This is a genomic window from Enterococcus sp. AZ167, assembly GCF_051714025.1.
GTDB lineage: Bacteria > Bacillota > Bacilli > Lactobacillales > Enterococcaceae > Enterococcus_D > Enterococcus_D casseliflavus.
Genome location: NZ_JBIORB010000001.1, coordinates 917,538 through 941,881 on the forward strand (window position 1 = coordinate 917,538; position 24,344 = coordinate 941,881).

The following is a 24,344-nucleotide window of genomic DNA, read 5'->3' on the forward strand; positions in this document are numbered from 1 at the left end:
ACTAGCAGCTTAAACAGAACTTAAAGGCAACTGCTAGAAGCAACCCTCTCACAGCACAAAAAAACTTCAACCGAAATGGTTGAAGTTTCTCGGGAAAAATGAGCGATCCGACCCATTTCACTTATTTTTGAGACAACTGCTTGTAGCGATCATACCAAATGTCCACATACCCTTGCGAAAAGGGTCCTTTGCCATTATTGATCCAATCTACTAAAATTTTGACATTTTCTTTCAAGATAAAATCAATGTCTTGCGGATATTGCATAATCTTACTGTGCAATTCATACTCATCCACATCTAGTAAACGTTTCTCGCCATCAGGAAATACTTTGATATCAAGGTCATAATCGATATATTTCAATGCCTCTTCATCAAGTAAATACGGTGAAGCAAGATTACAATAATAGGAAACCCCCTTTTCTCGAATCATTGCAATAACATTAAACCAGTATTTTTTATGAAAATATACAATTGCTGGTTCACGGGTAACCCAGCGTCTTCCATCTGATTCGGTCACTAATGTATGATCGTTGACCCCTATCACTGAGAATTCACTGGTCTTTAAGACCATCGTATCCCGCCACGTTCGATGCAAATTGCCGTCATGTTTGTAGCTTTGAATGCTGACAAACTCTCCTTCTTTTGGAACTCGCATAGCAACCCTTCCCTCAGCAAGAAAACTTGCGTTTTGTTTGGGTGTTCATTACACCGACATCGTTAATATTATAGCAATAAAAGAAAGCTTTGCCTAGAAATCTTTATCGAGTTTCTGATATTTCTTTAATTGATCCACCAATTTCTGCTGGGGTTTTGGGAAAACATAGTTTTGAAAGGATTCTTTTGCTGCCCATTCGCTGTCTTGTAACGTGAGCTCTCCACGTTTTCTGCCGTAAAATAAAAGGACGTGCCATTTCAAATGACTAAAGATATGAGTGATTTCGCCAAAATGTCGTTTTTGCCAAACGACAGGTAGATCAGGAAAAATCTCGAGCGCATCATCTTCGGCAATCAAATCCAACTGCAGCTGCTCCTCTTTTGCCCATGTTCGCTGCAGAGCCTCGTACTGTTCTTTCGTCACTTCTACCAAAGGAAAATGCCACATAGAAGCCAATAAGCCTGTTTCAGGTCGCTGCACGAGTAAAAACGAGCCTTGATCTTCGATGGCGCCTGCGATGTAATAGACATCTTTTGGCTTTGCTTTTTTCGATTTCACTGGAAAGTCTGTTTGTCGATTCTCCGCATAAGCAAGACAATACTGACTGATGGGACACTCTTCACATTTCGGTGTAGTGGGTGTACAGATTCGTGAGCCAAGATCCATCAAGGCTTGATTAAACTCACCAGGTTCATCGGGGGAAATGATTGTTCTCATCGCCTCGTCAAATGGTCTTCGGCTGCTGGCTTTCGCAATATCTGCTTCGATACAAAATAACCGACTGACGACCCGCATCACATTTCCATCGATTGCCGGTTCTGGCAAGCCAAAAGCAATACTGCCAATCGCTCCAGCTGTGTAGGGACCAATTCCTTTTAATGAGCGAATCTCTTCAATTGATTGGGGCATTTCTCCGTCGAATTCGGCAACGATTTGCTGGGCGGCAGCCTTAAGGTTACGGGCACGAGAGTAATAACCTAAACCTTCCCAAACCTTTAAAAGCTTTTGTTCTTCGGCTGCCGCCAAGTCTTGGATCGTCGGGAATTGTTCCATAAAACGATAGAAATAGCCAATCACTGTCTCCACTCGTGTTTGTTGAAGCATGATCTCTGAGATCCAGATTGCATACGGATCGTTGGTCGCCCGCCAAGGGAGATTGCGTTTTTCTTTATGATACCAAGTTAAAAATGTTTCTTGGAACGTCTTGATTTTTTCTTCATCCCAAGTTTGCCATTGCTTACTCATCCATTACTTCCTCATCTAAGAATCGTTGTATATCATCGATGGCAAACCCTTTTTGATAAAGGCCTTGCTTGATTTTCATTTTTCGTTTCATCAACGGTAACCGCTGATGCCGCCGCATAAGTCGGGCACCTTCTCTTTGGAGCGCTTCATTTTCTTGGTCCTCATCTTTTTCCATCGGTAATTCATCCAAAATCATCTGAATGACTCCTTGATGAAAACCTTTTTGCATCAAATGCATTTTTATCTTTTGGATCATTTCTTTATGGCTTTTGTTGTGAAAACGACGCATCGCTTTTTCAGCCGTATGATAACCGACTTCAAACTGCATTTCCTCGGTATACAAAGGCAATACTTCCTGAATCACGGAATCTTTTAATCCTTTTTTTCTCAGTTGCTGACTGATGACCACGGGTCCTTTATCACTCATGCGGACTTGGGTGCGAATGTAGCTTTCTCCGTAGTTTTTGTCATCGATCAAATTCAACTCTTTCAGACGTTCAACGACTAAGTCTCGGTCTTGTTTTTCGATTTCTTTGTCTTTCAAATAGGTACGGACTTCCATTTCAGAACGCAGCTGATAGCTGATATAGTTCATGGCTTGCTGCAATCCTAAATCAAACCCCGCACTTTTTTTGATTTCTTTTAATTCTTCTTCACTCAGTTCCTTGCCTTTTAATAGCCGAAAACGGACCAAAAGATCTTCTGAGACCCGCAGCGTTTCACCTTCTGATGTCGCCACTTCATAAAATGGTCCTTTTCCTTTATCGATACGAATAATTGTATTCATCTTCTTCACCTCGCGAACGTACATTCTATTTTACCACAACTACGATGAAATTCCTTCTAATCAAGCTGAAAAAATGTGGTAAAATGAACTGACTATTTTATTTAAGGAGTTCACATGGCAAATACACAAGTCCAGCTTGGACAAAAACTACAACTAACGATCAAACGCTTGGGGATCAACGGAGAAGGCATCGGGTATTACAAAAAGCTGATCATCTTTGTTCCCCGTGTTCTACCGGGGGAACAGGTCATTGCCGAAGTCACCAAAGCATCTCCCCGCTTTGCTGAAGCTAAGATGACCAAAATCATCAAGCCAAGCAGCGATCGCATCCAACCACCCTGCAAGTTTTACGACCGGTGCGGCGGCTGCCAATTGCAGCACTTAGTCTACGACAAACAATTAGACTTCAAAAAAGACCTATTGAAACAAGCACTTGAAAAATTTAAGCCAAAAGGCTACCAACAGTTTGAACTAAGGGATACTTTAGGCATGGATGTTCCTTGGCATTACCGCAACAAAGCACAATTTCAATTGCGTTACAACAGTCAAACCAAACGAATCGAAGCGGGTTTATACGAAATGGAGTCTCATCGCTTAGTCGCCATTGATGATTGCCTCGTACAAGAACAAGATACGCAAAAAGTGATCAACGGCATCGTCCAATTGTTGAATAAATACCAGATCCCGATTTACGATGAACGCAAGAACAGCGGGATTCTACGGACATTGATGGTTCGTATCGGGATCGCGACTGGCGAAGTTCAAGTCGTGTTCATTACCAACTCTGTCAAACTGCCGCAAAAAAATGCGCTGATTCGCGAGATCAATCAGCGCTTGCCGCAAGTCGTTTCCATCATGCAAAATGTGCAAAACAAAAAAACGTCCGTCGTCATGGGAGAGGAAACGATTCATCTTTGGGGCAAAGAAGCGATCGAAGAACGGTTGAATGAACTGACCTTCGACTTGTCCGCCCGCGCATTCTTCCAGCTGAATCCACAGCAAACCAGCATCTTGTATCAAGAAGGGTTAAAAGCCCTTGACTTGAGCAAAAATGAAACAGTCGTTGATGCCTATTGCGGTGTGGGAACGATTGGGTTGAGCGTGGCTCCATATGCCAAAGAAGTCCGCGGCATGGACATTATTCCTCAAGCAATTGAAAATGCCCAAGAAAATGCACGCCGCATTGGTGCCCAAAATACCCATTATGAAACGGGGACTGCTGAGGAGCTCTTACCAAAATGGTTCAATGAAGGCTTCAAACCTGATAGCATCATTGTTGATCCACCAAGGACAGGCTTGGATGAACGATTATTGCAAGCTTTGCTGAAACAACCACCGAAAAAGATGGTCTATATATCTTGTAATGTTTCTACTTTAGCAAGAGACTTGGTCCAATTAGCCAAAGTGTTTCACGTAGAATATCTGCAATCAGTAGATATGTTTCCACAAACCGCCCGCTGCGAAGTAGTGGTAAAATTGACCCGAAAATAAACACTCGCCTGACAAATCATCTTGTGATCTGTCAGGCGAATATTGTTTTCGTTGTCTTTTAAGCATAACGATTAATTGATTTGTAAGACGAGGACATTCGTGGCAATAAAGGTGTCACCTACTCGCTGCCCATAAAGACTTACCGATCGTTCAAGCTGCAGATCCGCACGTGAGCCCTCCACGATTCGAGAATTATGCGATTGTGCATCATATAGAATTACTTTTATCTCAGTCTCGCTAGTAATCGTAAAGGATAATCTTTCCTCAGATGCGATCGCCATATCAAAGACTTCGCCGTCTTCCCCTGTTCCTTGAGAAATGTTCGTCAATTCCATCTCAAAACGATCACCATCAATAAGAATGAGTGTGCCCGTTTCATCTGCTTGTGCCAATTCCTCATTCGCTCGCTCTGCATCAGTCTGAGTCACTTGTTGCGCTTTTGTCTGATCGGTTTGATCGTGATTATTTTGCGTCTCATCTCCACTTTGACTCGATTGTGTTTGCGTTTGCGCCGTATTGATTTGATTGTTGATGGGTACGTTGTCGTTGTTTGTCTGTGGGTCATTCGCAGCAACACCACAACCACTAAGTAATGCCACAAACAAGATAATCGCTGTTTGACTTTTTTTCATAAAAAACACCTCCCTTTTATTCATAGCGTAATGCTTCGATCGGTTTTAATTTCGACGCTTTATAAGCGGGTAAGTAACCAAAAATAGTACCGATCAGCATTGAAAATGACACACTGATCAAAATGGATAACAATGAGATCGTCATCGGATACTCTAACAGACGCAAAGCGATCAGACTGATCAACAGACCGACGATGATGCCAATCAGCCCCCCGATCACCGATAAAACGATTGCTTCTGTCAAAAATTGCTGCAAAATCACTTTACGTTTGGCACCCAATGCTTTCTTCAAACCGATCTCTCTGGTACGCTCTGTCACACTGACCAGCATCGTATTCATTACACCGATCCCACCGACGAGTAAGGAAATGCTAGCAATTCCCCCCAGTAAAATCATATTCGATCGATTGATATCATCGGTCATTTTCTGCACTTCATCATAGTTGCGGATGGAAAAAACAAAATCTGAAGGCGGAATACTCTTGGTCAATTCATGGCTGGCTTGAACGACTGCTGATTCTAAGACGTCCGCATTCGTTGCCTGAAACAGCACTGTTGGCCTTTGGTTGAGCTTTCCTTCGACGAAACTTTGGCTGCCTCGAGGGATGAAGACATATTTCCCTGACAGTTGCTCCGTGTCAGAAACAGCTACGCCAACGATGCGAAAGGGCGTCCCATTGATTTCGATCAGTTGATTGATAGGATCACGATACGAGAAAAAAATTTCCGCCAAATCTTTCGTAATCACCGCAACTTGCTTTTGTGTCTGCAATTCGGTTTCAGTCATTGCTCTGCCAGCAAGGATCGTATGGGGCAAAATTTCAAAGAACCCGCCATCCATGCCTAGCACTGTCGTATCGGTTTGCTGGTCTCTTTGGAAAACTGTCAGATTGGCTTCATAGAACAAGCTAACGTTCTTGGCGTGATCAATGGTCAGCAACTTTTGCAGCTCTCCTTCTGATAGTTGCGGGGCATAATCAGGCAAACGATCATTTCTGCCGCTTTCGCCCGCTAAAAAAGCACTTCTGGCGTCATATTCAATCCGCATCGAGTTAGTATCACCACCAATCAGCTGCTTTTTCATGTTCTCAGTATTTCCGTTGATGATACTCACAATGGAAATGATCGAGGCAATCCCGACAATGATTCCTAGCATCGTCAACAAGGAACGCAAACGATGCTGGTAGATTGCGTGAATGGCTAAGCGAATATTTTCGGTCATCTTGTGCCCTCCTCAACAACTTCACCATCTTTAATGACGATTTGCCGCTTTGCATAGTCCGCGACTTCTTGTTCGTGGGTAATCAAAACCACTGTTTTTCCATGATGGTTCAGCTTAGTAAATAACGCCATGATCTCATGACTATTAGCGGTATCTAAAGAACCTGTCGGCTCATCTGCTAAAATCACATTTGCTTCTCCTGCTAATGCCCGAGCGATCGCTACTCGTTGTTTTTGCCCCCCTGACAACTGATTGATCCTAAAATCGATCCGATCCCTCAATCCGACACTTTCTAAGGCGTGAATTGCTCGAGTCGTTCGTTCTTCCTGATTGACACCAGCATACAAGAGCGGTAAGGCAGCATTTTGTAAAACGGATAGTTTGGGCAACAGTTCAAAATTTTGAAACACGAAGCCGATTTTTTGATTGCGGATCTCGGACAGTTCATCTTCACTCATTTGACTGGTATTTTTACCATCAAGTAGATAGCTGCCCGTTGTTGGCGTGTCTAAACAGCCAATAATATTCATCAAGGTCGACTTGCCTGATCCTGATCGGCCCATGATGGAAACAAACTCGCCAGCATTGATTGTTAAGTTGATTTTTTTCAAAACGTGAATTTCGCTAGTGCCCTGTGGGAACGTTTTGCAGACATCAATCAGTTGGATCATTTGGTTTCACATCCATTCCTTCTTGGATCCGAACTGTTGGGAAGACGAGCACCACTTGCATATCCAGTTCACTTTCTAACAGATACATGGCTTCATCCGTTTCATCTTCCATGATTTCCACGGATAGTTTACTGATTTTATGGTCCTCAACGACGTAGATGAAGGGCCTATCTTCTTCATAAAACACGAAAGATTTGGGCAGCTTGATCGCGGTTTGCTCTTCCTCAATGCGTTCTACAAAACAATGGATGCCAATACTAGGTGGCTCTTCACTTTCATCCAAAACGACCTCAAAACTAAATTGCGACAAATTGGGGTTTGAGCCTTGTTCTTCAACCACTACCGAAGGCTCTTTCATATCCCCAACTCGGGTGATCTTTCCAGTCCATCGCTGACTGCCGCCATTACGGTCTCTAAGTTCAACCTTTTGACCAGGCTCAAGTTGATTGCGGCGAAATTCATCCACAGTCCCTTTTAAAAAGAGCCGACTGGTATCAACGATCGTCATAAAAGGATTCTCTGGGGCCGCTTCACTTGCGCTTCGATTCATTTGTCGCTCGTCCACGTCTTTAACGATTCCATCAATTTCGGCTTCCACGACGTCTGAGCCATGTTGCTCTTTGACTGAACGTAGTTCTAATTCTGCCCGTTCCAGCTCTAATTCGGCATCGCCAATGCTGCTTTCCAAGTTTTGCGCTTCTAGCAGTAATTGACTTTGCTGCATTTCCAAATCGGTTTTACGATCTTCCAGCCCTTCTTTGTCCTCTTCTTCCGCACTGGCAATTTTTTGTTTCGTCTCCTCCAGCTGATTCGTTACCTTATTGTATTGTTCCCATTTTTGATTCGTTTGCCGTCTTGCTTGTTCCACAGCTCTCGAGCGATTTGCCGTCGCCTGTTCTGCTTTTTTAATGGCCAAAGCTACCTCAGGGTTAGAGTAAACAAAAAGAGCTTGCCCTACTTTGACTTGATCCCCTGCCTCTACTTTTTTCTCAACAACTGATCCTCTTGAGCTATCCACCTTGACTTCAACCGTTCTTGCTGGTTCAACGACTCCTACTAAGTAAAAATCTGCTCTCGGTTGCAGATCTTGCAAAGTTATTTGAGTGATGGAAGGTTCTTCACGACGAGCAACCCCCCAGGCACTCGTCCAGCCTAAACTGCCGATGATCAGTAAACTACTGATGATCATGAAACTCTTTTTTGATTTGTTCATATGCTTTCTCAAACATCTCACCTTCCTGATTGGTTAATCGAATGACCACCTTTATTTAACCATTGAATCAATTTCCGTTTTGAACGTTTCTCTTAATATCTGCTGAAGATTTCTTAAGAAAATAAAATTTTTCCGTTCTTTTTTTATTAATATGAAGAATTCTTAAGAAGAATTAGCTATTCGCTCCTACTCCTCTTTGCTATAATCAAGAAAGAATCAAGAACGAGTTAGAAAGGACTGTTTCATGCGTAGTAAATATTCTTCATTTGTCTTTTTTCTGGTTGGCTTCTTCTTATTGGTAGGAGCCTTATGGCTATTAAAGGAAACGAGACTCATTCAAATGGTGCTGGATAATTTTTTTTCAAACCTCGTTTTACAGGAAGTTGTGGAATCAAGTGATGGCCAAGGCGGGATGATCCTTGGTACATTTGTCGACTGGCGCCCTGTTAAACAATTGTTCTTGGCATTCTCCCTCTTTCTCGTTTTTGCCGTTACCTTGATTTGCTATTTTATCTATCGTTATGTTTCAAGGAAAAAAATTGCAAGGATCGCCGAAGGAATTCAGCTCTTTTTCTCTCAATCGGAAGCAAGTTCGACGGGCAGCCTAGCGATCGATCATGAATTATTAAAAATAAAAGATTCGATGAACCGCAATGAGGCTCTTTTAAAGGAAGAAACACAGCGCATCAAGGACTTGATCACCTATTTGGCGCATGACTTGAAGACTCCCTTGGCTTCAGTGATCGGCTATCTCAATCTATTGTTGGATACGAAAAACTTGACCAATGAACAAATGACGCAATCCTTGACGATTGCTTTAGAAAAGTCTGAGCGTTTGGAAACGCTGATGAATGAATTTTTCGACATCACCCGTTTTAATCTGCAAGACATCCAATTGTATCAACGGGAACTTGATTTCGTCTTCTTACTGAAGCAAATCCAAGAAGAATTCTATCCGCTTCTGAAAGAAAAAGAACAAACCATCTGCTACTCTGGACCAGAGAGCTTGAAATTAAAAGCCGATAGTGAACAGTTGGCGCGAGTGTTAAACAATCTGTTAAAAAATGCCATTGCCTATGCGCCTGATCAAACCACGATCACAATGCAGCTAACCGTAGACGAACAAGCAGCAATTTTTATCCTAGCGAATCAAAGTGAGCCGATCGAACAAGAACAATTGGAGGCATTATTTGAAAAATTTTATCGTCTGGATCAAGCTCGTTCAACCAAGACAGGTGGAGCAGGTCTCGGATTGGCGATCGCCAAAGAAATTATTTTGGCGCATCAAGGAACGATCCGAGCTGCTAGCAAGAACAATGAGATTCAAATGATCGTCACATTGCCTTTAGCGACAAATCAACATGAAAAAACTAGAAAGTCAGTTAACTGAAAAGGAAGGTCAATACGAGTGGAAAAGATACTTTTAGTTGAAGATGAAAAAGAAATTTCAGATTTGATTGCCTTTTATTTACGAAACGAAAATTTTTCTGTCATCACTTGTGCAGATGGGAATGAAGCTCAGGTACAGATCGAGCAAAACAGCTTTTCTTTGGCGATTCTTGATGTCATGCTGCCAGATATCACTGGCTTTGACCTGTGTAAAATCATCCGCAAAAAGCATCATTACCCAATTATTATGTTGACAGCTAAATCCGAGGAGATCGATAAGATCACTGGTTTGACAATTGGTGCCGATGATTACATCACCAAGCCCTTTCGTCCGTTGGAAGTGATCGCTCGGGTGAAAGCTCAGATACGCCGCTCGACTCAATACAACGGCTCAGATCAAAACAAATTGATCGTGAGGGAGTTGGAATTAGATGTCAATAAGCGAAAATGTTTCTTGCAAGAAGAAGAACTTTCCCTGACGCCGATCGAATTTTCCATTTTAAAATTATTGATGGAGCGAAAAGGCCAAGTGGTATGCTCTGAGGAAATGTTTCAAGAGGTTTGGGGCGAAAAATATTACACGTCTTCCAATAATACCATCATGGTCCACGTTCGAAACCTTCGGGAAAAAATGCACGATACCCACAAGAAGTCCTCTTATATCAAAACCGTTTGGGGGATCGGCTATAAAATTTAACACCAAAAACCGTCCTTTCATTGTACGAAAAGGACGGTTTTCTTGGGACTGAACACAAGTAAATCGAGAAACATAGAAAAAAGCCAGAACTGATTCTTTCAGTTCCAGCTTTTTTTATTTAGAAACGTGCAACTGCAAGCTTCTTTTATTTCGTAATCAAAGCATCTAAACTAGCCACTGCCAGACTCATCTTCGCGATTTTATCCAACAAGGCAAAACGGTTGCGGCGAATCTGTTCATCTTCCACCATGACCATTGTTTGATCAAAATAAGCTTCGATCAATGGGCGCAGTGCCACTAAGCTTTGGTAGTTTTCTTCCATCGTTTGATGTGGGAACTTGTCCTCTACTGTTAAGACCGCTTCATACAAGGCAGTTTCAGAGTCGTTTTCAAACAAGGCAGGATCAATTGCTGCTTGATCCAATTCGGCTTTTTTCGCTAAATTGATCACCCGTGTCAAAGCTTCCATCGATGGTTTGAAGTCGGTGTCTTGCAGATGTTCTCTTAACATTTGAGCCGTTTCAAACAACGTACTGATGTCTGCTTGACGTGCGCCTAAGACAGCTTCGATGACATCATGACGCGTATTTTTGCTGAGTAAGAATTGACGCAGACGACCTTTCACAAAATCGGTCACTTGTTCTTGACCAGCGGCAAGTTGAATCCCAAAAACTTCTGGTTGAGCATTAATGGCTTCACGAATTTCTTCTTGCAACTGAGCAAATGGGAAGTACCAGCGCTTTTCAGCTAAGATGCGGATAATCCCGTAGGTTTGACGGCGTAAAGCATAAGGATCGTTTGAACCGCTTGGAACCATATCAACAGCGAAGAAAGCAAGTAAGCTGTCTAATTTATCCGCAATCGCTAAAACAGCCCCGATTTTTGATTGTGGCAGCTCGCCTTCTGCTGAGATCGGCATGTAGTGTTCACGAATCGCTTGGGCAACTGCTGGTTTCTCTCCTTGGATCAGGGCATATTTTTCCCCCATGATCCCTTGCAACTCAGGGAATTCCCCTACCATATTGGTCACTAAATCAAATTTATAGATTTGAGCTGCCCGTTGAAGGTCGGTCAGTTCTTCTTGTGTTAAACCAACGGTCTTCCCGATGATTTGCGCTGCTAGTCCGACACGTTGCATTTTTTCATATAAGCTGCCGATTTTTTCGTGGAAGGTGACTTGCTTAAGTTTTTCTACGCAATGGTCAATGGTCAGCTTTTTGTCTTCATTGTAGAAAAACTCAGCATCTTCTAGACGAGCGGTCAGGACTTTTTGGTTTCCTTTGATAACATTATCGATTTTCACAGCATCCCCGTTGCGGGCAGAGATGAAGTGCGGCAGCAATTCTCCGTCAAGGGTGCGGACATCGAAGTAACGTTGATGTTCTTTCATAGAAGTAACTAATACTTCTTCAGGGACAGAAAGATATTTTTCTTCAAAGTCCCCTACAAAGGCTGTTGGGTATTCAACTAGATTTGTCACTTCTTCTAGTAAGTCTTCATCTAAATCGATCCGCCAGTTGTTTTCTTGAGCGATCGCATTGATTTGTGCGGTGATCATTTGTTGACGTTCGCTTGGATCAGCGATGACAAATTGATGCTTCATTTTTTCCAAATAGTCGTCCGCATGATCAAACGTGACCGCCTCACCTAAGAAACGATGACCTTTTGACTCGCGACCGGTAACAATATCAAGGATTTGGAAAGGAATGACTTGCTCACCAAAGAGTGCTACGATCCAATGAATTGGTCGGATATATTCAAAATCGTAGTCTGCCCAGTGCATCGTTACTGGGAACGTCAAACTCGTGATTACTTCCTGCAATCCTTTCAATACCTCAACGGTTGGTTGACCTTGGGTATGTTTTGTTACATAGACATACTCAACACCTTTTAATTCACGGAAGGTGATGTCATCGGTTGTCAATCCTTGTCCACGAACAAACCCTTGAGCTGCTTTCGACCAATCGCCTGCATCATCTAACGCGATTTTTTTCGCTGGTCCTTTGACCTCTTCTTGCGTATCCGCTTGTTTTTCAGGAATACCGGTGACATAGACAGCCAAGCGGCGAGGTGTGGAATAGGCTTCGATCGTTGTATAAGGCAACGCATGAGCATCTAAGAAAGCTGCCGTTTTTTCTTGTAATTGTTTCATACTTGGGGTTACGACATGCGCAGGTAATTCCTCTAAGCCGATTTCTAATAATAGGTTTTGTGCCATCTTATTTTCCCTCCTCAATCAGTTTTTGCGCCACTTCTGGATCAAGCAATGGATAACCGAGGTTTTCCCGTTCTGCTACAAATAGTTTTGCTACTTGACGTGCCATGTTACGGATACGTGCGAGGTACCCAGCACGTTCAGTGACGGAGACTGCACCACGTGCATCCAACAAATTGAAGGTATGGCTGCATTTTAAGATATAGTCGTAAGCTGGATGAACTAAGCGTTCATCGATACAGCGTTTTGCTTCTTTTTCAAAACGATCGAAGTTCCCTAAAAGCAAGTCTTGGTCACTGACTTCAAAAGAATATTTTGAATGTTCATACTCAGGTTGGCGGAAAATCTCACCATATTTGACACCTGCAGACCATTCAAGATCGTAGACACTTTCAACTTCTTGAATATAAGATGCCAGACGTTCTAAGCCGTAAGTGATCTCTGATGTCACTGGCTTACATGCTAAGCCGCCGACTTGTTGGAAGTACGTAAACTGAGTGATCTCCATCCCGTCTAACCAAACTTCCCAACCAAGACCTGCACAACCCATTGAAGGATTTTCCCAGTTATCTTCGACAAAACGAATATCATGTTCTAATGGATCGATCCCTAAAAGACGCAGGCTTTCTAAATAAAGCTCTTGGATATTTTCAGGAGAAGGCTTCATCACGACTTGGAACTGGTGGTGCTGATACAAACGATTTGGGTTTTCCCCGTAGCGGCCATCAGCTGGACGGCGAGAAGGTTCTACGTAAGCGGCGTTCCATGGTTCTGGACCGATTGCACGTAAAAATGTGTATGGGCTCATGGTTCCAGCCCCTTTTTCTGTATCATAGGCCTGCATCAGCATACAGCCGTTTTCGGACCAGAATTTTTGCAGGGTCAAAATCATCTCTTGCACAGTTAGTTTACTCATCTTTTTCTTCCTTTCTTATAACGCATTGACGACAGGATAAAATTCGACAACTGATCCAGGGATCAATTTCACTTCGACCACGACATCTGCTTCTAAAACATCCGATAAGTCGTAAAGCATTTGGTCTGGACTCGTTGTAAATTCATGTAAAAGCTGTTCATCCTTTAAAAGGCGAACTTGCAGTGGAATACTTGCTAATACTTTGAGCTTTTTTTCGGTAAACGCACTTGCTGGAATCGTCATATCAAATAACATAAAAACCCTCCTTTGTTCTTGGCTATTCTTGGTGTGAAACATAAAAAAGTCCCTATATCTATACACTTTGTATAGATATAGGGACGATAAATTCGCGGTTCCACCCTACTTCCGACAAGTCGGCAGCTTCATTGATCATGCTCACGGACGCCTGCGAAATAAGGTTCCAACTTGGCTTTCACTCTCCCAAGTTCGCTTCATGGAATGGTCTTCTTTCTTTCTTCCGATCATAGCACGGATTCGATTACCCTTATGATAGTAGTTGAAGCTAGGGTTTGTCAATGATTAATTTGAACTTTTATGCTTCTGGACCTAAATCCGCCTGATCATGAAAGACGATCTCATCAGCGATTTTCCCATCACTTTCAAAAACGATGATCTCATTCATTCCGATTTTTAAAAACGGTGCTGGGACGTACAAGCGCTGCTGCGGTCCTTTTTCCCAAAAACGGCCGATCGTATGACCATTGACTTGGACAAACCCTTTACCCCAGCCTGGCAATTCGATAAAAGTATCTGCACATTCATCAAAAGCACATTCAAAGCGTGAGAAACTTGGTTGTCCTTTTTGCCATTTTCCTTGGAAATCAATGGCATGCAAATTATCCATCGGTAAGGGATAGATTTCCCAGTTGCTTTGGAAGGCACCGTTGATGATCACACCGTCTTTGATGCCTTTGTGCTGATGGTTCATTTTTACGGAATAATTGACCCGCCCCATATTCTCCACTAAGATCCCCAACTCGTTTTCTGATTCTGATAAATCGAAACTGTAGGTTTGACCGATTTCTTGATCGTAATCGATGCGCAAAAGTTCCTGGTTGATAAACGTATGGGCACGATCCATCGTATTGATCAGACGGTAGTCGGCAATCTTCCGAGCAGGCCCAATCAGTGAGCGATAATAGATATAACCTGTCGCTTGATTGCAGGCTTCCATCGATAACGGGTAATTACTTATAATCGGTTGACTGATCGTGTCGATCGTCGAAAACAAGGAGACTCGTTCTTTCACTGAGAATGTTCCATAAGCTTTTCGCTCAATTTCCATACTCAAGGGAAACTCAGGAATTTCCGCATAGTCAGCGATCACCTTTTTGAAGGCTTGGTATTTGGCAGTAGGTTCTCCCCATTCTGTCAACAAGGCATCGTAATCATAACTAGTGACATCCGGCGCTAAGCGTTCATAATAATTTGACCCGTTCATAAAGCCAAAGTTGGTCCCGCCATGAAACATATAGATATTGACAGAACCTAATGTTAAACAATCCTGCAATTCCTTTACTGCATCTTGTGTTGAGGTCGTATGATGCTGGTCGTCACCCCAGGCATCAAACCAGCCGATCCAAAATTCCATGACCATCAGTGGCCGTTTTTCTCCGTGAAATTTTCGAAGTTTTTCAAAATTTTCCTTGATGTTGGAGCCGCAGTTGATCGTAGGCAATGCCAAGTCTTTGATACTGCCGTTTTCTAGCATATCGTGCCAAGGTCCGTCAGAGGTCACTAACGGCGTTTCTACACCATGCTGCTGCATCGCAGCCACCATTTTCCGCAAATACTCTTTATCATTGGCATAGCTGCCGTATTCATTTTCTACTTGCATCATTATAATCGGACCGCCTTGGGTGATCTGCAGATCCCGCACTTGTGTAAACAAATGGGCGAAATAACGAGTGATTTTTTCCATAAATGGGGGATAATCAAACCGAAGCTTCATCATAGGGTCTTGCAATAGCCAATAAGGCAGTCCCCCAAATTCCCACTCCGCACAAATATAAGGTGCTGGTCGCAAAATGACATAAAGCCCTACTTCTTGTGCCGTTTGGATAAATCGCCGCAAATCAAGGATCCCATCAAATTGATAGACACCTTCCTGTGCTTCATGAAGATTCCAAGGAACATAGGTTTCGACGGTATTACAGCCCATCAAGCGTAGTTTCTCTAAGCGATCTTGCCAATATTCAGGAACGACACGAAAATAATGGATCGCTCCAGAGATCACTTTAAAAGGCTTGTTGTCTAAATAAAAGTCATCTTCAATAGCAAAAGTTCGCATCAGTTACGCCCCTCTTTGACGATATAGGTGGTGTATTGCGTCAGCATCATTTCTGAAGAAAGAACCTTACCCGTCAGAAGATCCGTTTTTCCAATAAACATTTCTGGCAGCGGTTGTGCTTCTTCGTGGAAATTGATGATGACGAAAAATTTCGCCTCTTCATTTTCACGACAGGCAATTTCTAGTTTTGTTGCCTCCTCGATCACTGGGGTAATATCGGACTCTTCGACGATCGTTTTGAAAAGCTGATCTTGCAGCTGATCTTCCAACTGTCCACCAAAGTAATAGACGGTTCCATCGCCAAATGTATTTTTGGTCACTGCCGGCATTCCTGCATAGAAATTGCTCGTGTAATGCGCTAGCGCTTCGGCGTTTTCTAAATGGATCAAATCGCTGACTAAATTACTTGTTCCTGTAAGTTCTTCATTAACTAACGAAACCCCGTTTGATTGTTCTGGCGCTAATGCATCGATTTCTTCCACCCAGATGCCAGCTAACTCCCGCAAGGTGCCAGGGTAACCGCCTAAGTGAACATTGTCTGATTGATCAACGATGCCGCTCATATACGTTGTAAGTAAAGCACCGCCTTGCATAACGAAATCAGTTAGCCGCTCTTGCATCCCTTCTTTGATCATGTACAGAACCGGAGCTGCGACTAGCTTGTATTTTGATAAGTCAGCATCCACGGGAACCAAATCGACCGCAATATTTTGTTCGTAAAAATAGCGATAGTAGCGATGGATCTGTTCCACATATTTCAGGTCAACGGTTGGACCACTCGTATATTCTAAAGCCCAATAATTGTCCCAATCGAAAATCACAGCAACCTGTGCTTGGGTTTGCGTGCCAATGATGTCTGAAAGCTGCGCTAATTCAGCCCCAAGAGCTGCTGTTTCTCGGAAAACCCGCGTGTCTTCATGACCGACATGTTCGATGACCGCACCATGAAATTTCTCACAAGCACCAATGGAACGTCGCAATTGGAAGTATTGGATCGTATCTGCCCCATGAGCAATCGTTTGATAGCTTTGCGCCCGCATCTGTCCTGGTTTTTTTAATGAATTATAAGGCTGCCAGTTTTGTTGGGAAGGTGTTTGTTCCATCAGCATAAAGGGTTGCTGTTTTAACCCGCGCATCAAATCATGGGTCATGGCTACTAAGCTCCATGGCGTATTGTACGATGGATAATTATCCCACGAAACAAGGTCCATTTCCTTTGCCCACTTGAAATAATCCAGTCCTTTAAAGGTTCCCATCAAATTCGTTGTAATCGGTGTTGTGGGATCGATTTTCCGAATAGCGTCCCGCTCCATCATGTAGTTTTTTAAAAGGCTATCCGAGTTGAACCGTCGGTAGTCAATAGAAATTCCTGCAAATGCCGTCTTGTCATAGCCGATTCCTTCTGACAGCGCATTTGGCAGCACGATTTCATCCCATTCATACACGGTATGACCCCAAAATTCCATATTCCAGGCTTTATTCAGTGCTTCGATCGTATGATATTTATCCTTTAACCAGACACGAAACGCTTTTTCACAGTTGTCGCAATAACATTCGCCGCCGTATTCATTATTGATGTGCCAACAAGTCACTTGTGGATTTTCGCCGTAACGTTCGGCTAATTTCGTTGCCAAGCGTTCTGCGTATTTTTGATAAACCAAACTGTTGGGACAGGCATTGTGCCGTTGCCCAAACTTATGATGGCGTCCATCATAATCGGTGCGAGCGACTTCTGGATACTTCTTAAACATCCAAGCTGGCAAAGCAGCTGTGGAAGTGGCTAAGACGATGTCGAAACCTTCCGTACTTAATTTTTCGATGATTTGATCCAATTCCTCAAAATCATAACAATTTTCAGAGGGTTGGATCTTTGCCCATGAAAAAACATTGACGGTCGCGCTATTGATACTTGCTTTTTTAAAGATCCGAATGTCTTCTTCCCAAATCTCTTTCGGCCACTGATTTGGATTATAATCGCCGCCAAATAGAATTCTATCAAAAAATTTTGTCATGTAAGTGAACGCTCCTTTAAAATAAAATGATTTCTACTCTCTTATTGTAAGGCTTTTCATTCTGTTGTAGTATAATACATGAAACACTATTTTATAACTTTTCGAAACACGGAGGTACACTATGCCTATCTACTTTTATCAAACCAATCAGCAGCTGCCTTTATCTCTGGAAAGCATCGGCAACGATTGGGCGCAAGATGACGTCGCTCGTCCTGATGGCTATCCCTACTTCCATTGGCTGCAAACCGAGCAAGGGGAAGGCCGAATCACATTTGGTCAGGAATCGTTTATCTTACGTCCGAGTGAAGGCATTTTGATTTTTCCTTTTACGCCCCATCGCTATTATCCATTGACTAATTGGAAAACATCCTTCGCCACATTCCAAGGCCCTTTGGCAGCTGAGGTGTTAAAGCAGTACACGAATCAGCCCTATATATTAGCTGAAGAGTCAGAAACCTTTTCTTATGTCACCTGGATCAATCAACGGATCAAAGAAGACCAACAAATCAGTTGGGACCCGCTACGGGCTTCTAGCGAATGTTACCGCTTTTTATTGGCGATCATGCAAGAACGCTCAGGGAATCCGACAGAAAAACACCCGCTGTTCCAACAATATCTGGTTCCCGTTATACAAGAAATCGAAACGAATTACGATCAGGCGATCACGATCAAAGAACTAGCAGGGCTCGTCTATGTGTCACCACAGTATCTCTCACGTTTGTTCCAACGTTTTTTGGGGCAATCTACTGCACAATATTTATTGAACTACCGCATGACCCGAGCCAAAGAGCTTTTGGTGGCACAGCCAGATCTGCCCATTCAACAAGCTGCCTTCGCAGTGGGGTTTCAAGATGCAAGTCACTTTACAGCATTATTCAAAAAAAGAGTCGGCTTAACTCCATTAAAGTTTCGCCAACTCTATCATTGATTTTTCGGTTTTAAGACGTCTTGCCATTGCCCCATCTGATCGATAAACTTCTTACTTTTTAGATAAATGCCCACATATTCATCATATAATAAATCAATCACTCGTCGGATCGCAGCTTTCGTTTCTGGCTTTAATTTGATTGAAGCAATCTGCTCGTAGGATATTTGCGAAAATAAGCGAATAAAATGGATCGCCCGAGAATCAGCATGATAACGACGTTCGTCCATCCCCCAGTGCTGTTCACATAAAATACCGCTATATTTTGAGGAATAGTCAAACCGACCGTCGGTTTTTCCGCAGATCGCACAATGGGTCCAATTCGGGGTGATCCCGAAACGGTGCAAAATCTGGATCTCAAAGATATTGGTGATGATCTCTGCGTCGTTTTCTTGGTCCATTAATTGCAAGGCCTCATGTAAAAATTGGTATAGATGTGGGTCATAGACCCGATCATCAATAGCAGAATCAGCCAAATTCAATAAGTAGGTTGCATAACCAGCAATAAAAATATCACTTTGGATCGTACGAAAAGGATGGATGTCTTTGGCATTGTTTAAAAAGGACAAGCCTTCCGTTTTGATGGTTCCCATGTAGGTGGCTTCAGTATAGGAGAGCAGCGCTGGTGCCAAGGGGTTGTTTTTCCGATGGGCACCCTTGACATAAAACATTTGCTTCCCAGCAGATTCCGTAAAGATTTTGACTAGCTTGTCTTTTTCTTTATGGTCTTTTGAAAAAAGTAAGATTCCTTTTGTTTCAACAAGATTCATCGTCGCACCCCATTTCTTTAAAAAAACTGATCCAGTTCGCTAACTGCATCAGTTTTTCTTCATTAAAACAGATCATGTTTGATCTGCATGTCATCAATACTCATCTTTGCGATAGCCATAATCTGTTAAGAATGTTTGCTTGTCGCGCCAATCTTTTTGAACTTTTACCCATAATTCCAAGAAGACTTTGTCATCTAACAAGTGTTCAATGTCTAAACGAGCTTTCGTACCGATCTGTTTCAGCATTTTTCCGCCTTTGCCGATGATAATGCCTTTTTGACTGTCACGTTCGACAATGATCGTCGCTTGAATATGCACCTTGTCATTGTGGTCTCGTTTCATGGAGTCAACCACGACCGCTACTGAGTGAGGTACTTCATCTCTGGTCAGTAGCAAGACTTTTTCCCGCACCAATTCGGAAACGATAAAGTATTCTGGATGATCCGTGATGTGATCCTCTGGGAAGTACTGAGGCCCTTCTGGCATTTCATCGATCAGTAGCTTCATTAACGTTTCGAAATTATTGCCTTCTGTTGCGGAAATCGGTACGATCTCAGCAAAGTCCATTTGTGAGGAGTAGTCTTCAATAATTGCCAATAAGGCATCTGGATGGACTTTATCAATTTTATTGATCACGAGGAAAACCGGTGTCTGACTTTGGCGCAATCGTTCGATAATAAAATCATCGCCCTTGCCACGCTTTTGGTCCGCACTGATCATAAATAGCGTCACGTCAACTTCTCGCAGTGCACTATAGGCGGTTTCAACCATAAAATCGCCTAAACGGTGTTTGGGTTTGTGGATCCCTGGTGTATCGATAAAGATCAGCTGTGCGTCATCCGTCGTGTAGACCCCTTGGATTTTGTTACGGGTCGTTTGCGCTTTGTCACTCATGATCGCGATTTTTTGTCCTACGACTCGATTTAGTAGTGTTGATTTCCCAACATTTGGCCGCCCGACGATCGCAACGAAGCCTGATTTGTGTGTTGTCATTGTTGTTCCCCTTTATCTTGTGTTTTGGTGCGCATCAGAAGAGCTGCAGCAATTTTGGCAAGAAGATGATCGCTGCGACGACTAACGCAAAAACTGCGGTCATCAGCACGGCACCAGCTGCCATATCTTTGATTTTTTTTCCGATAGGATGGAAATGGAAATCTGTAAACATATCTACGACGTTTTCAAAGACGGTGTTGATGATCTCAACGATCCAGACTAAGAAAACAGCTAGCAGCAACCAGAGCCATTCCATTTGACTCAAACGGAAAATAAAGCCTGCAATGATCGCAACGATTCCTAGTGCAACATGTTTACGCATATTGCGTTCCTCTTTAAAGACGGTTTTTATACCAGTGAAAGCAAATTCGATCGACGAAATAAATTGTTTGTTTTTCCCAATATTCTTATCTTTTGAGTCCATAGGCATCCAGTATTTCCTTTTGCAATCCAAACATTTCCTTTTCATCTTCAGGTGTCATATGATCATAGCCATTGATATGCAAGAAACCATGTAACGCCAAGAAACCCAGCTCCCGATCATAGGTGTGCCCGTATTCAGCAGCTTGTTCTTTCGCTCGTTCAATGGAGATCATAATATCTCCAAGATCACGCGGCAGCTCTTCAAGGGCTTTGTCAAAAATGATCGACAGCTCTTCATCTGTTTCTTCTTCAAAGGCAAAACTAATGACATCTGTTGGCATATCTTTGCCGCGGTACTCCCGATTGATTTCTTGGATCGCCGCATTGTCCATAAATGTGACGGACATTTCTGTATCCTCTGGAAGTTCTAAATGTCCTGCAGCAAATTGCAACAGTCCTTCGATCTCTTTGATCTTGGTTTCCCCCACTGAATTTGTCTCATCTAAAAAGGTAATCTCCATTAGCGCTCTCTTCTTTCTTGTTCTTCTTTCATTTTCTCTGCTTCCGACTTCATTTTTGGATATTTGATCCGTGAATGGAAGGTACTGCAAAGTCCGTTGACCAGTGATTTTTCAATCATTCGGATTTCTTTCAAAGTAAGGCCTGTTTCATCCAGTTGACCGTCTAAGATCCGATCATTGATGAGATTTGCAACAAATTCTTGAATCTTTTGATTTGTTGGATTTTCCATCGCTCGAACAGCTGCTTCACAACTATCCGCGATACTCACAACGCCAGCTTCTCGTGTTTGCGGTTTTGGACCAGGATAACGGAAATCTTCTTCCGTTACCTCGGGATTACGCTCTTTGGCTTTCACGTAGAAATACCGCATCAAGGTCGTGCCATGGTGTTGACGACAAATGTCGATCACCATGCGGGGCATTTTGGCTTCTTCGAGAATTTCCGCCCCATCGATCACGTGACCGAAGATAATTTGTTTGCTGTCTTCAGGCAACAAGAAATTATGCGGGTTTTCGGCACCAGCAGGTAAATTTTCTACGAAGAAATTGGCATGTTTGACCTTGCCGATATCATGGTAATAACAAGCCACACGAGTCAGTAAGCTTTGCCCGCCGATTTCGGCAACGGCATTGGCACTAAGATTGGCAACCATCATACTGTGATGATATGTTCCTGGCGCTTCTTCCAGCAACTGTTTTAATAATGGATGATTCGGGTTGCTCAATTCATTTAACACGATCATACTCTCATCCGTCACCAACAATTCGATGTAAGGATGTAGTCCCATCGTTAGCAAATAGCTTAAGAGAGAGCCTGCTAAACCACAAATGATCGTGGTCCAAGTGTTCCCGCGAGCAAAATCCATTCCTTGGAAAATCACCAGCACAAAACTCAGTAAGAGCGGAAAGACGATCACCCACGCTACTGCCGTTTTCCCTTGACTAGCGATGCGGGCGCGCTTGATCATCGTTCCCATCAAGCCAGAGAACAAATAGGTGACTAAGACGGTCGTCAACAAGTTGGTTCCGCTAGAATCAAAGTAAATAAAGAGTGCACTGATTACTTGGAAAATCGCAGACAAAATCCCCAAACGACGGCTGGAGAAAATACTCAGGATCAACGGTGTAAACGCAGCTGGGAAAAACAGCGGGATAAAGGTCACTAATTCAGATTGGAAAAGTTGGAAAAACTTCATGATCAAAATACTGAATGCCATTGCCAAAATATAAAACGTGACCGCATTCATCCGTTTTTCCACGTCTTTCGTCTGTTTCGTATAATAAAACACCATCAGCATCTGTAAGACTGTTGCTAACACTAAAGCGATCAATGGAAAAACAGAAAAGGTCTGATTAGTCATTCCTAAAAGCTGCAGCTTCTCTAGGGCATTGGCATCGATCTGCGAGCCCTCACGGACAATGATCTCTCCTTGATAAATCATCACTGGAGGAACAGCATCCATGGCGGTTTGCCGTGCTTCTTCTGTCCGTTTTTCATTTGGGATATCGTTCACGACGATTCCTTGATTGACTAAGAAACGTAAGACAGAAGCCATATCTGAGCTAACATCTAAGAACTGGATCTTATCTTCCGCCTCAGAACGAAACGTACTTAATTCCGTTTGGCGGATCTGTTTCGCCATTTGTTCATCTATTAATTGTAGCGCATAGGTACGCACTGTATTTAATTCATCATCACTTAATGAGAACATCGTCGTCAAAAAATTATTGGTAAATGACTGATAAAAATCTAGTTCATCATCACTCATTTTTTCAAATTCTTGTTTTAAGGCTGCGATATATTCATCTGTACTAGGTTTAGGGATATTTTCATCCTCATCGGCTTCAGCCACTTTTTTTTCATGAGCTTCATCCACTGATTTTTTGACTGAAGCAACTAAGTCAAATAAATGATCGATACGATCATGCTGCGTTTGCGCCAGTGTATCCTGATACGTATACTCTGGTGGTACAGCTTCGGCAGCCAGTTTACGTTTTTGTTCCGTCGCAGCGGTATTTTCGATCGTTTTATTGGCACGGATATTTTCTTCCGCCACTTGACCTTCGCTATAATCGACATTGTTTTGTTTGACGCTGGTGTACATGATACCAATCGAAAAAAGAAAGAAAAGGAACATCAAAACTGGTAGATAGAATTTCCCAAGTCTTTCTCTAAATTTCCGTAGTGGTTGAATGATCATAGTTCTCCTCCTAAAAGACGATCAGCGCTTGTCTTTAAGATCTGCTTCTTCATATGCGCGAATGATCTCGGCAACAACTGGATGCCGCACGACATCTCCTGCTTCAAAATTAGCAAAAGCAATTTTAGGGATCTCTTGTAACGTCCGTTCGGCGTGGATCAGGCCGCTTAAAGTCCCTTTTGGCAAATCGATCTGGCTGGTATCGCCATTGACGATCATTTTAGAGTTGAATCCTAAACGGGTCAAAAACATTTTCATTTGAGCGATCGTCGTATTTTGCGCTTCATCTAAAATGACAAAGGCATCTTCTAGCGTACGTCCACGCATATATGCCAAGGGTGCGATCTCAATGACGCCTCGTTCCATGAGACGGTTCGTATGATCCATCCCAAAAATTTGATACAACGCATCATAAACGGGGCGTAAGTAAGGATCGACTTTTTCTTTCAAGTCTCCTGGTAGGAAACCAAGATTTTCTCCTGCTTCAACGGCGGGACGTGTCAAAATGATTTTTTGCACTTGGCCTTTCTTTAGAGCTGCAATTGCCATTACGACTGCTAAGAAGGTCTTTCCGGTTCCAGCGGGGCCGACACCAAACACTACATCATGTTTACGGACGGCTTCGATATATTTTTTTTGCCCAGCATTTTTCGCTCGGATCGGTTTGCCGTTACGGTCTTTGATGATCTCTTCTTCATACATATCTTTGAAATAATCAAGACTGCCCTTATTCACCATATTCAACGCAGTGATCACATCAGGGGTACTGATATTGATGCCTCGTTTGATCAACTCTTGCAAAGCCCGAATCACGGATTGTGCCTTTTCAGCGGCTTCAGTTTCTCCTACGATTTGGATCAGCTCACCACGAGTGTGAATGACCGTTCCTGTGGAGTCTTCAATAATTTTGATGTTCTTATCGTGGGCACCTAATAATAAACGAACGTCATCGTTTTCACTAAGTGTTATCTCGATCGTTATTGTTTTGTCTGTCAAATATGTTACAGCTCCTTTTTTGGCGTTCTTATTAATAATAACATAAGATGGAAAAAAGAAAAATTACTTATCAAGCACAACAGTCGTTTCCCCTTGTCCTTATGCTTTTTTTAAGTTTT

At 42.8% G+C, this 24,344-nt stretch carries 22 protein-coding genes; 4 read left to right on the top strand and 18 right to left on the bottom strand.

The genetic code is table 11. The features are described 5' to 3' along the window. Positions 1-121 precede the first annotated feature (121 nt). The 3 genes from ntdP to recX all read right to left on the bottom strand — a co-directional run bounded on the left by ntdP (position 122) and on the right by recX (position 2,687). On the bottom strand, positions 122-655 hold the full coding sequence (ntdP, locus tag IGJ05_RS04325; RefSeq protein WP_005225863.1) for a nucleoside tri-diphosphate phosphatase: 534 nt from the start codon (positions 653-655) through the stop codon (positions 122-124). A 93-nt stretch (positions 656-748) separates the two neighbouring features. Continuing rightward, complete coding sequence (gene mutY, locus IGJ05_RS04330; protein ID WP_081117298.1) at positions 749-1,900, bottom strand: A/G-specific adenine glycosylase; 1,152 nt, start codon at positions 1,898-1,900, stop codon at positions 749-751. Beyond that, positions 1,893-2,687: a recombination regulator RecX gene (gene recX, locus IGJ05_RS04335; RefSeq protein WP_179135487.1), complete on the bottom strand. Its 795-nt coding sequence runs from the start codon at positions 2,685-2,687 to the stop codon at positions 1,893-1,895. Before recX ends, mutY begins: the two co-directional genes overlap by 8 nt. Positions 2,688-2,801: 114 nt before the next feature. Here recX and rlmD point away from each other — a divergent pair, with 114 nt between their 5' ends. Further along, complete coding sequence (gene rlmD, locus IGJ05_RS04340) at positions 2,802-4,178, top strand: 23S rRNA (uracil(1939)-C(5))-methyltransferase RlmD (protein WP_081117300.1); 1,377 nt, start codon at positions 2,802-2,804, stop codon at positions 4,176-4,178. Between the two features lie 71 nt (positions 4,179-4,249). Here rlmD and IGJ05_RS04345 read toward each other — a convergent pair whose 3' ends face one another. The 4 genes from IGJ05_RS04345 to IGJ05_RS04360 are packed head-to-tail and all read right to left on the bottom strand — an operon-like array spanning position 4,250 to position 7,916. Continuing rightward, positions 4,250-4,810: a hypothetical protein gene (locus IGJ05_RS04345; protein WP_317755839.1), complete on the bottom strand. Its 561-nt coding sequence runs from the start codon at positions 4,808-4,810 to the stop codon at positions 4,250-4,252. Between the two features lie 16 nt (positions 4,811-4,826). Further along, positions 4,827-6,032 (bottom strand): ABC transporter permease, encoded by a 1,206-nt coding sequence (locus IGJ05_RS04350; RefSeq protein WP_081117302.1) that lies wholly within the window; start codon positions 6,030-6,032, stop codon positions 4,827-4,829. Then, positions 6,029-6,703, bottom strand: coding sequence for an ABC transporter ATP-binding protein (locus IGJ05_RS04355; RefSeq protein ID WP_081117303.1), 675 nt, complete (start codon positions 6,701-6,703; stop codon positions 6,029-6,031). Before IGJ05_RS04355 ends, IGJ05_RS04350 begins: the two co-directional genes overlap by 4 nt. Continuing rightward, entirely contained in the window at positions 6,687-7,916 is a 1,230-nt protein-coding gene (locus IGJ05_RS04360; RefSeq protein WP_266166913.1) for an efflux RND transporter periplasmic adaptor subunit, read from the bottom strand. The genes IGJ05_RS04355 and IGJ05_RS04360 overlap by 17 nt, the downstream gene beginning before the upstream one ends. Before the next feature lie 244 nt (positions 7,917-8,160). Between IGJ05_RS04360 and IGJ05_RS04365 the strand changes: the two genes are divergently transcribed. Both IGJ05_RS04365 and IGJ05_RS04370 read left to right on the top strand, forming a co-directional pair. Next, the gene (locus tag IGJ05_RS04365) at positions 8,161-9,306 is read left to right on the top strand and encodes a sensor histidine kinase (protein ID WP_266166912.1); all 1,146 of its coding nucleotides are present in this window, start codon (positions 8,161-8,163) and stop codon (positions 9,304-9,306) included. Positions 9,307-9,324: 18 nt separating this feature from the next. Further along, positions 9,325-10,002 carry a response regulator transcription factor gene (locus IGJ05_RS04370; RefSeq protein ID WP_317755835.1) on the top strand — a complete coding sequence of 226 codons (678 nt, stop codon included), beginning with the start codon at positions 9,325-9,327 and terminating at the stop codon, positions 10,000-10,002. Positions 10,003-10,147: 145 nt separating this feature from the next. Here the strand turns inward: IGJ05_RS04370 and glyS are convergent, their stop codons facing one another. From glyS to IGJ05_RS04395, 5 genes are all read right to left on the bottom strand, one after another. Next, entirely contained in the window at positions 10,148-12,220 is a 2,073-nt protein-coding gene (glyS, locus tag IGJ05_RS04375) for a glycine--tRNA ligase subunit beta (RefSeq protein WP_438725047.1), read from the bottom strand. A gap of 1 nt (position 12,221) precedes the next feature. Further along, entirely contained in the window at positions 12,222-13,133 is a 912-nt protein-coding gene (gene glyQ / locus IGJ05_RS04380; protein ID WP_005225852.1) for a glycine--tRNA ligase subunit alpha, read from the bottom strand. A gap of 15 nt (positions 13,134-13,148) precedes the next feature. Further along, positions 13,149-13,388: a hypothetical protein gene (locus IGJ05_RS04385; RefSeq protein ID WP_015509542.1), complete on the bottom strand. Its 240-nt coding sequence runs from the start codon at positions 13,386-13,388 to the stop codon at positions 13,149-13,151. A gap of 298 nt (positions 13,389-13,686) precedes the next feature. Beyond that, a complete protein-coding gene (locus IGJ05_RS04390; protein WP_081116565.1) occupies positions 13,687-15,444 on the bottom strand; it encodes a glycoside hydrolase family 35 protein in 1,758 nt (585 codons plus the stop codon). Continuing rightward, positions 15,444-17,456 carry a beta-galactosidase gene (locus IGJ05_RS04395; RefSeq protein WP_266166910.1) on the bottom strand — a complete coding sequence of 671 codons (2,013 nt, stop codon included), beginning with the start codon at positions 17,454-17,456 and terminating at the stop codon, positions 15,444-15,446. The genes IGJ05_RS04390 and IGJ05_RS04395 overlap by 1 nt, the downstream gene beginning before the upstream one ends. A gap of 121 nt (positions 17,457-17,577) precedes the next feature. Between IGJ05_RS04395 and IGJ05_RS04400 the strand changes: the two genes are divergently transcribed. Next, the gene (locus IGJ05_RS04400) at positions 17,578-18,384 is read left to right on the top strand and encodes an AraC family transcriptional regulator (RefSeq protein WP_081116563.1); all 807 of its coding nucleotides are present in this window, start codon (positions 17,578-17,580) and stop codon (positions 18,382-18,384) included. On the opposite strand, the gene recO is transcribed toward IGJ05_RS04400, so the two are convergent. The 6 genes from recO to IGJ05_RS04430 form a co-directional block, all read right to left on the bottom strand. Beyond that, positions 18,378-19,151, bottom strand: a complete 774-nt coding sequence (gene recO / locus IGJ05_RS04405; RefSeq protein WP_074535734.1) for a DNA repair protein RecO — start codon at positions 19,149-19,151, stop codon at positions 18,378-18,380. The two genes, IGJ05_RS04400 and recO, sit on opposite strands and share 7 nt — an antisense overlap. A gap of 93 nt (positions 19,152-19,244) precedes the next feature. Then, entirely contained in the window at positions 19,245-20,144 is a 900-nt protein-coding gene (gene era, locus IGJ05_RS04410; RefSeq protein WP_438725049.1) for a GTPase Era, read from the bottom strand. 34 nt (positions 20,145-20,178) lie between these two features. Continuing rightward, positions 20,179-20,568 (bottom strand): diacylglycerol kinase family protein, encoded by a 390-nt coding sequence (locus IGJ05_RS04415; protein ID WP_016610244.1) that lies wholly within the window; start codon positions 20,566-20,568, stop codon positions 20,179-20,181. Continuing rightward, complete coding sequence (ybeY, locus tag IGJ05_RS04420; protein WP_081116562.1) at positions 20,552-21,028, bottom strand: rRNA maturation RNase YbeY; 477 nt, start codon at positions 21,026-21,028, stop codon at positions 20,552-20,554. The genes IGJ05_RS04415 and ybeY overlap by 17 nt, the downstream gene beginning before the upstream one ends. Continuing rightward, the gene (locus IGJ05_RS04425) at positions 21,028-23,229 is read right to left on the bottom strand and encodes an HD family phosphohydrolase (protein ID WP_005225843.1); all 2,202 of its coding nucleotides are present in this window, start codon (positions 23,227-23,229) and stop codon (positions 21,028-21,030) included. Before IGJ05_RS04425 ends, ybeY begins: the two co-directional genes overlap by 1 nt. Before the next feature lie 21 nt (positions 23,230-23,250). Then, a complete protein-coding gene (locus tag IGJ05_RS04430; protein WP_005225842.1) occupies positions 23,251-24,225 on the bottom strand; it encodes a PhoH family protein in 975 nt (324 codons plus the stop codon). Between the last annotated feature and the right edge of the window lie 119 nt (positions 24,226-24,344).

Excerpts from the sequence above, each read along its gene's own strand:
- recO (WP_074535734.1), bottom strand. The coding sequence starts at position 19,151 with ATGAATCTTGTTGAAACAAAAGGAATCTTACTTTTTTCAAAAGACCAT.
- glyQ (WP_005225852.1), bottom strand. The coding sequence starts at position 13,133 with ATGAGTAAACTAACTGTGCAAGAGATGATTTTGACCCTGCAAAAATTC.
- IGJ05_RS04355 (WP_081117303.1), bottom strand. The coding sequence starts at position 6,703 with ATGATCCAACTGATTGATGTCTGCAAAACGTTCCCACAGGGCACTAGC.
- mutY (WP_081117298.1), bottom strand. The coding sequence starts at position 1,900 with ATGAGTAAGCAATGGCAAACTTGGGATGAAGAAAAAATCAAGACGTTC.
- recX (WP_179135487.1), bottom strand. The coding sequence starts at position 2,687 with ATGAATACAATTATTCGTATCGATAAAGGAAAAGGACCATTTTATGAA.
- rlmD (WP_081117300.1), top strand. The coding sequence starts at position 2,802 with ATGGCAAATACACAAGTCCAGCTTGGACAAAAACTACAACTAACGATC.
- IGJ05_RS04425 (WP_005225843.1), bottom strand. The coding sequence starts at position 23,229 with ATGATCATTCAACCACTACGGAAATTTAGAGAAAGACTTGGGAAATTC.
- ybeY (WP_081116562.1), bottom strand. The coding sequence starts at position 21,028 with ATGGAGATTACCTTTTTAGATGAGACAAATTCAGTGGGGGAAACCAAG.
- IGJ05_RS04415 (WP_016610244.1), bottom strand. The coding sequence starts at position 20,568 with ATGGACTCAAAAGATAAGAATATTGGGAAAAACAAACAATTTATTTCG.
- IGJ05_RS04345 (WP_317755839.1), bottom strand. The coding sequence starts at position 4,810 with ATGAAAAAAAGTCAAACAGCGATTATCTTGTTTGTGGCATTACTTAGT.
- glyS (WP_438725047.1), bottom strand. The coding sequence starts at position 12,220 with ATGGCACAAAACCTATTATTAGAAATCGGCTTAGAGGAATTACCTGCG.
- IGJ05_RS04365 (WP_266166912.1), top strand. The coding sequence starts at position 8,161 with ATGCGTAGTAAATATTCTTCATTTGTCTTTTTTCTGGTTGGCTTCTTC.
- IGJ05_RS04390 (WP_081116565.1), bottom strand. The coding sequence starts at position 15,444 with ATGCGAACTTTTGCTATTGAAGATGACTTTTATTTAGACAACAAGCCT.
- IGJ05_RS04350 (WP_081117302.1), bottom strand. The coding sequence starts at position 6,032 with ATGACCGAAAATATTCGCTTAGCCATTCACGCAATCTACCAGCATCGT.
- IGJ05_RS04400 (WP_081116563.1), top strand. The coding sequence starts at position 17,578 with ATGCCTATCTACTTTTATCAAACCAATCAGCAGCTGCCTTTATCTCTG.
- IGJ05_RS04395 (WP_266166910.1), bottom strand. The coding sequence starts at position 17,456 with ATGACAAAATTTTTTGATAGAATTCTATTTGGCGGCGATTATAATCCA.
- era (WP_438725049.1), bottom strand. The coding sequence starts at position 20,144 with ATGACAACACACAAATCAGGCTTCGTTGCGATCGTCGGGCGGCCAAAT.
- IGJ05_RS04360 (WP_266166913.1), bottom strand. The coding sequence starts at position 7,916 with ATGAACAAATCAAAAAAGAGTTTCATGATCATCAGTAGTTTACTGATC.
- ntdP (WP_005225863.1), bottom strand. The coding sequence starts at position 655 with ATGCGAGTTCCAAAAGAAGGAGAGTTTGTCAGCATTCAAAGCTACAAA.
- IGJ05_RS04385 (WP_015509542.1), bottom strand. The coding sequence starts at position 13,388 with ATGTTATTTGATATGACGATTCCAGCAAGTGCGTTTACCGAAAAAAAG.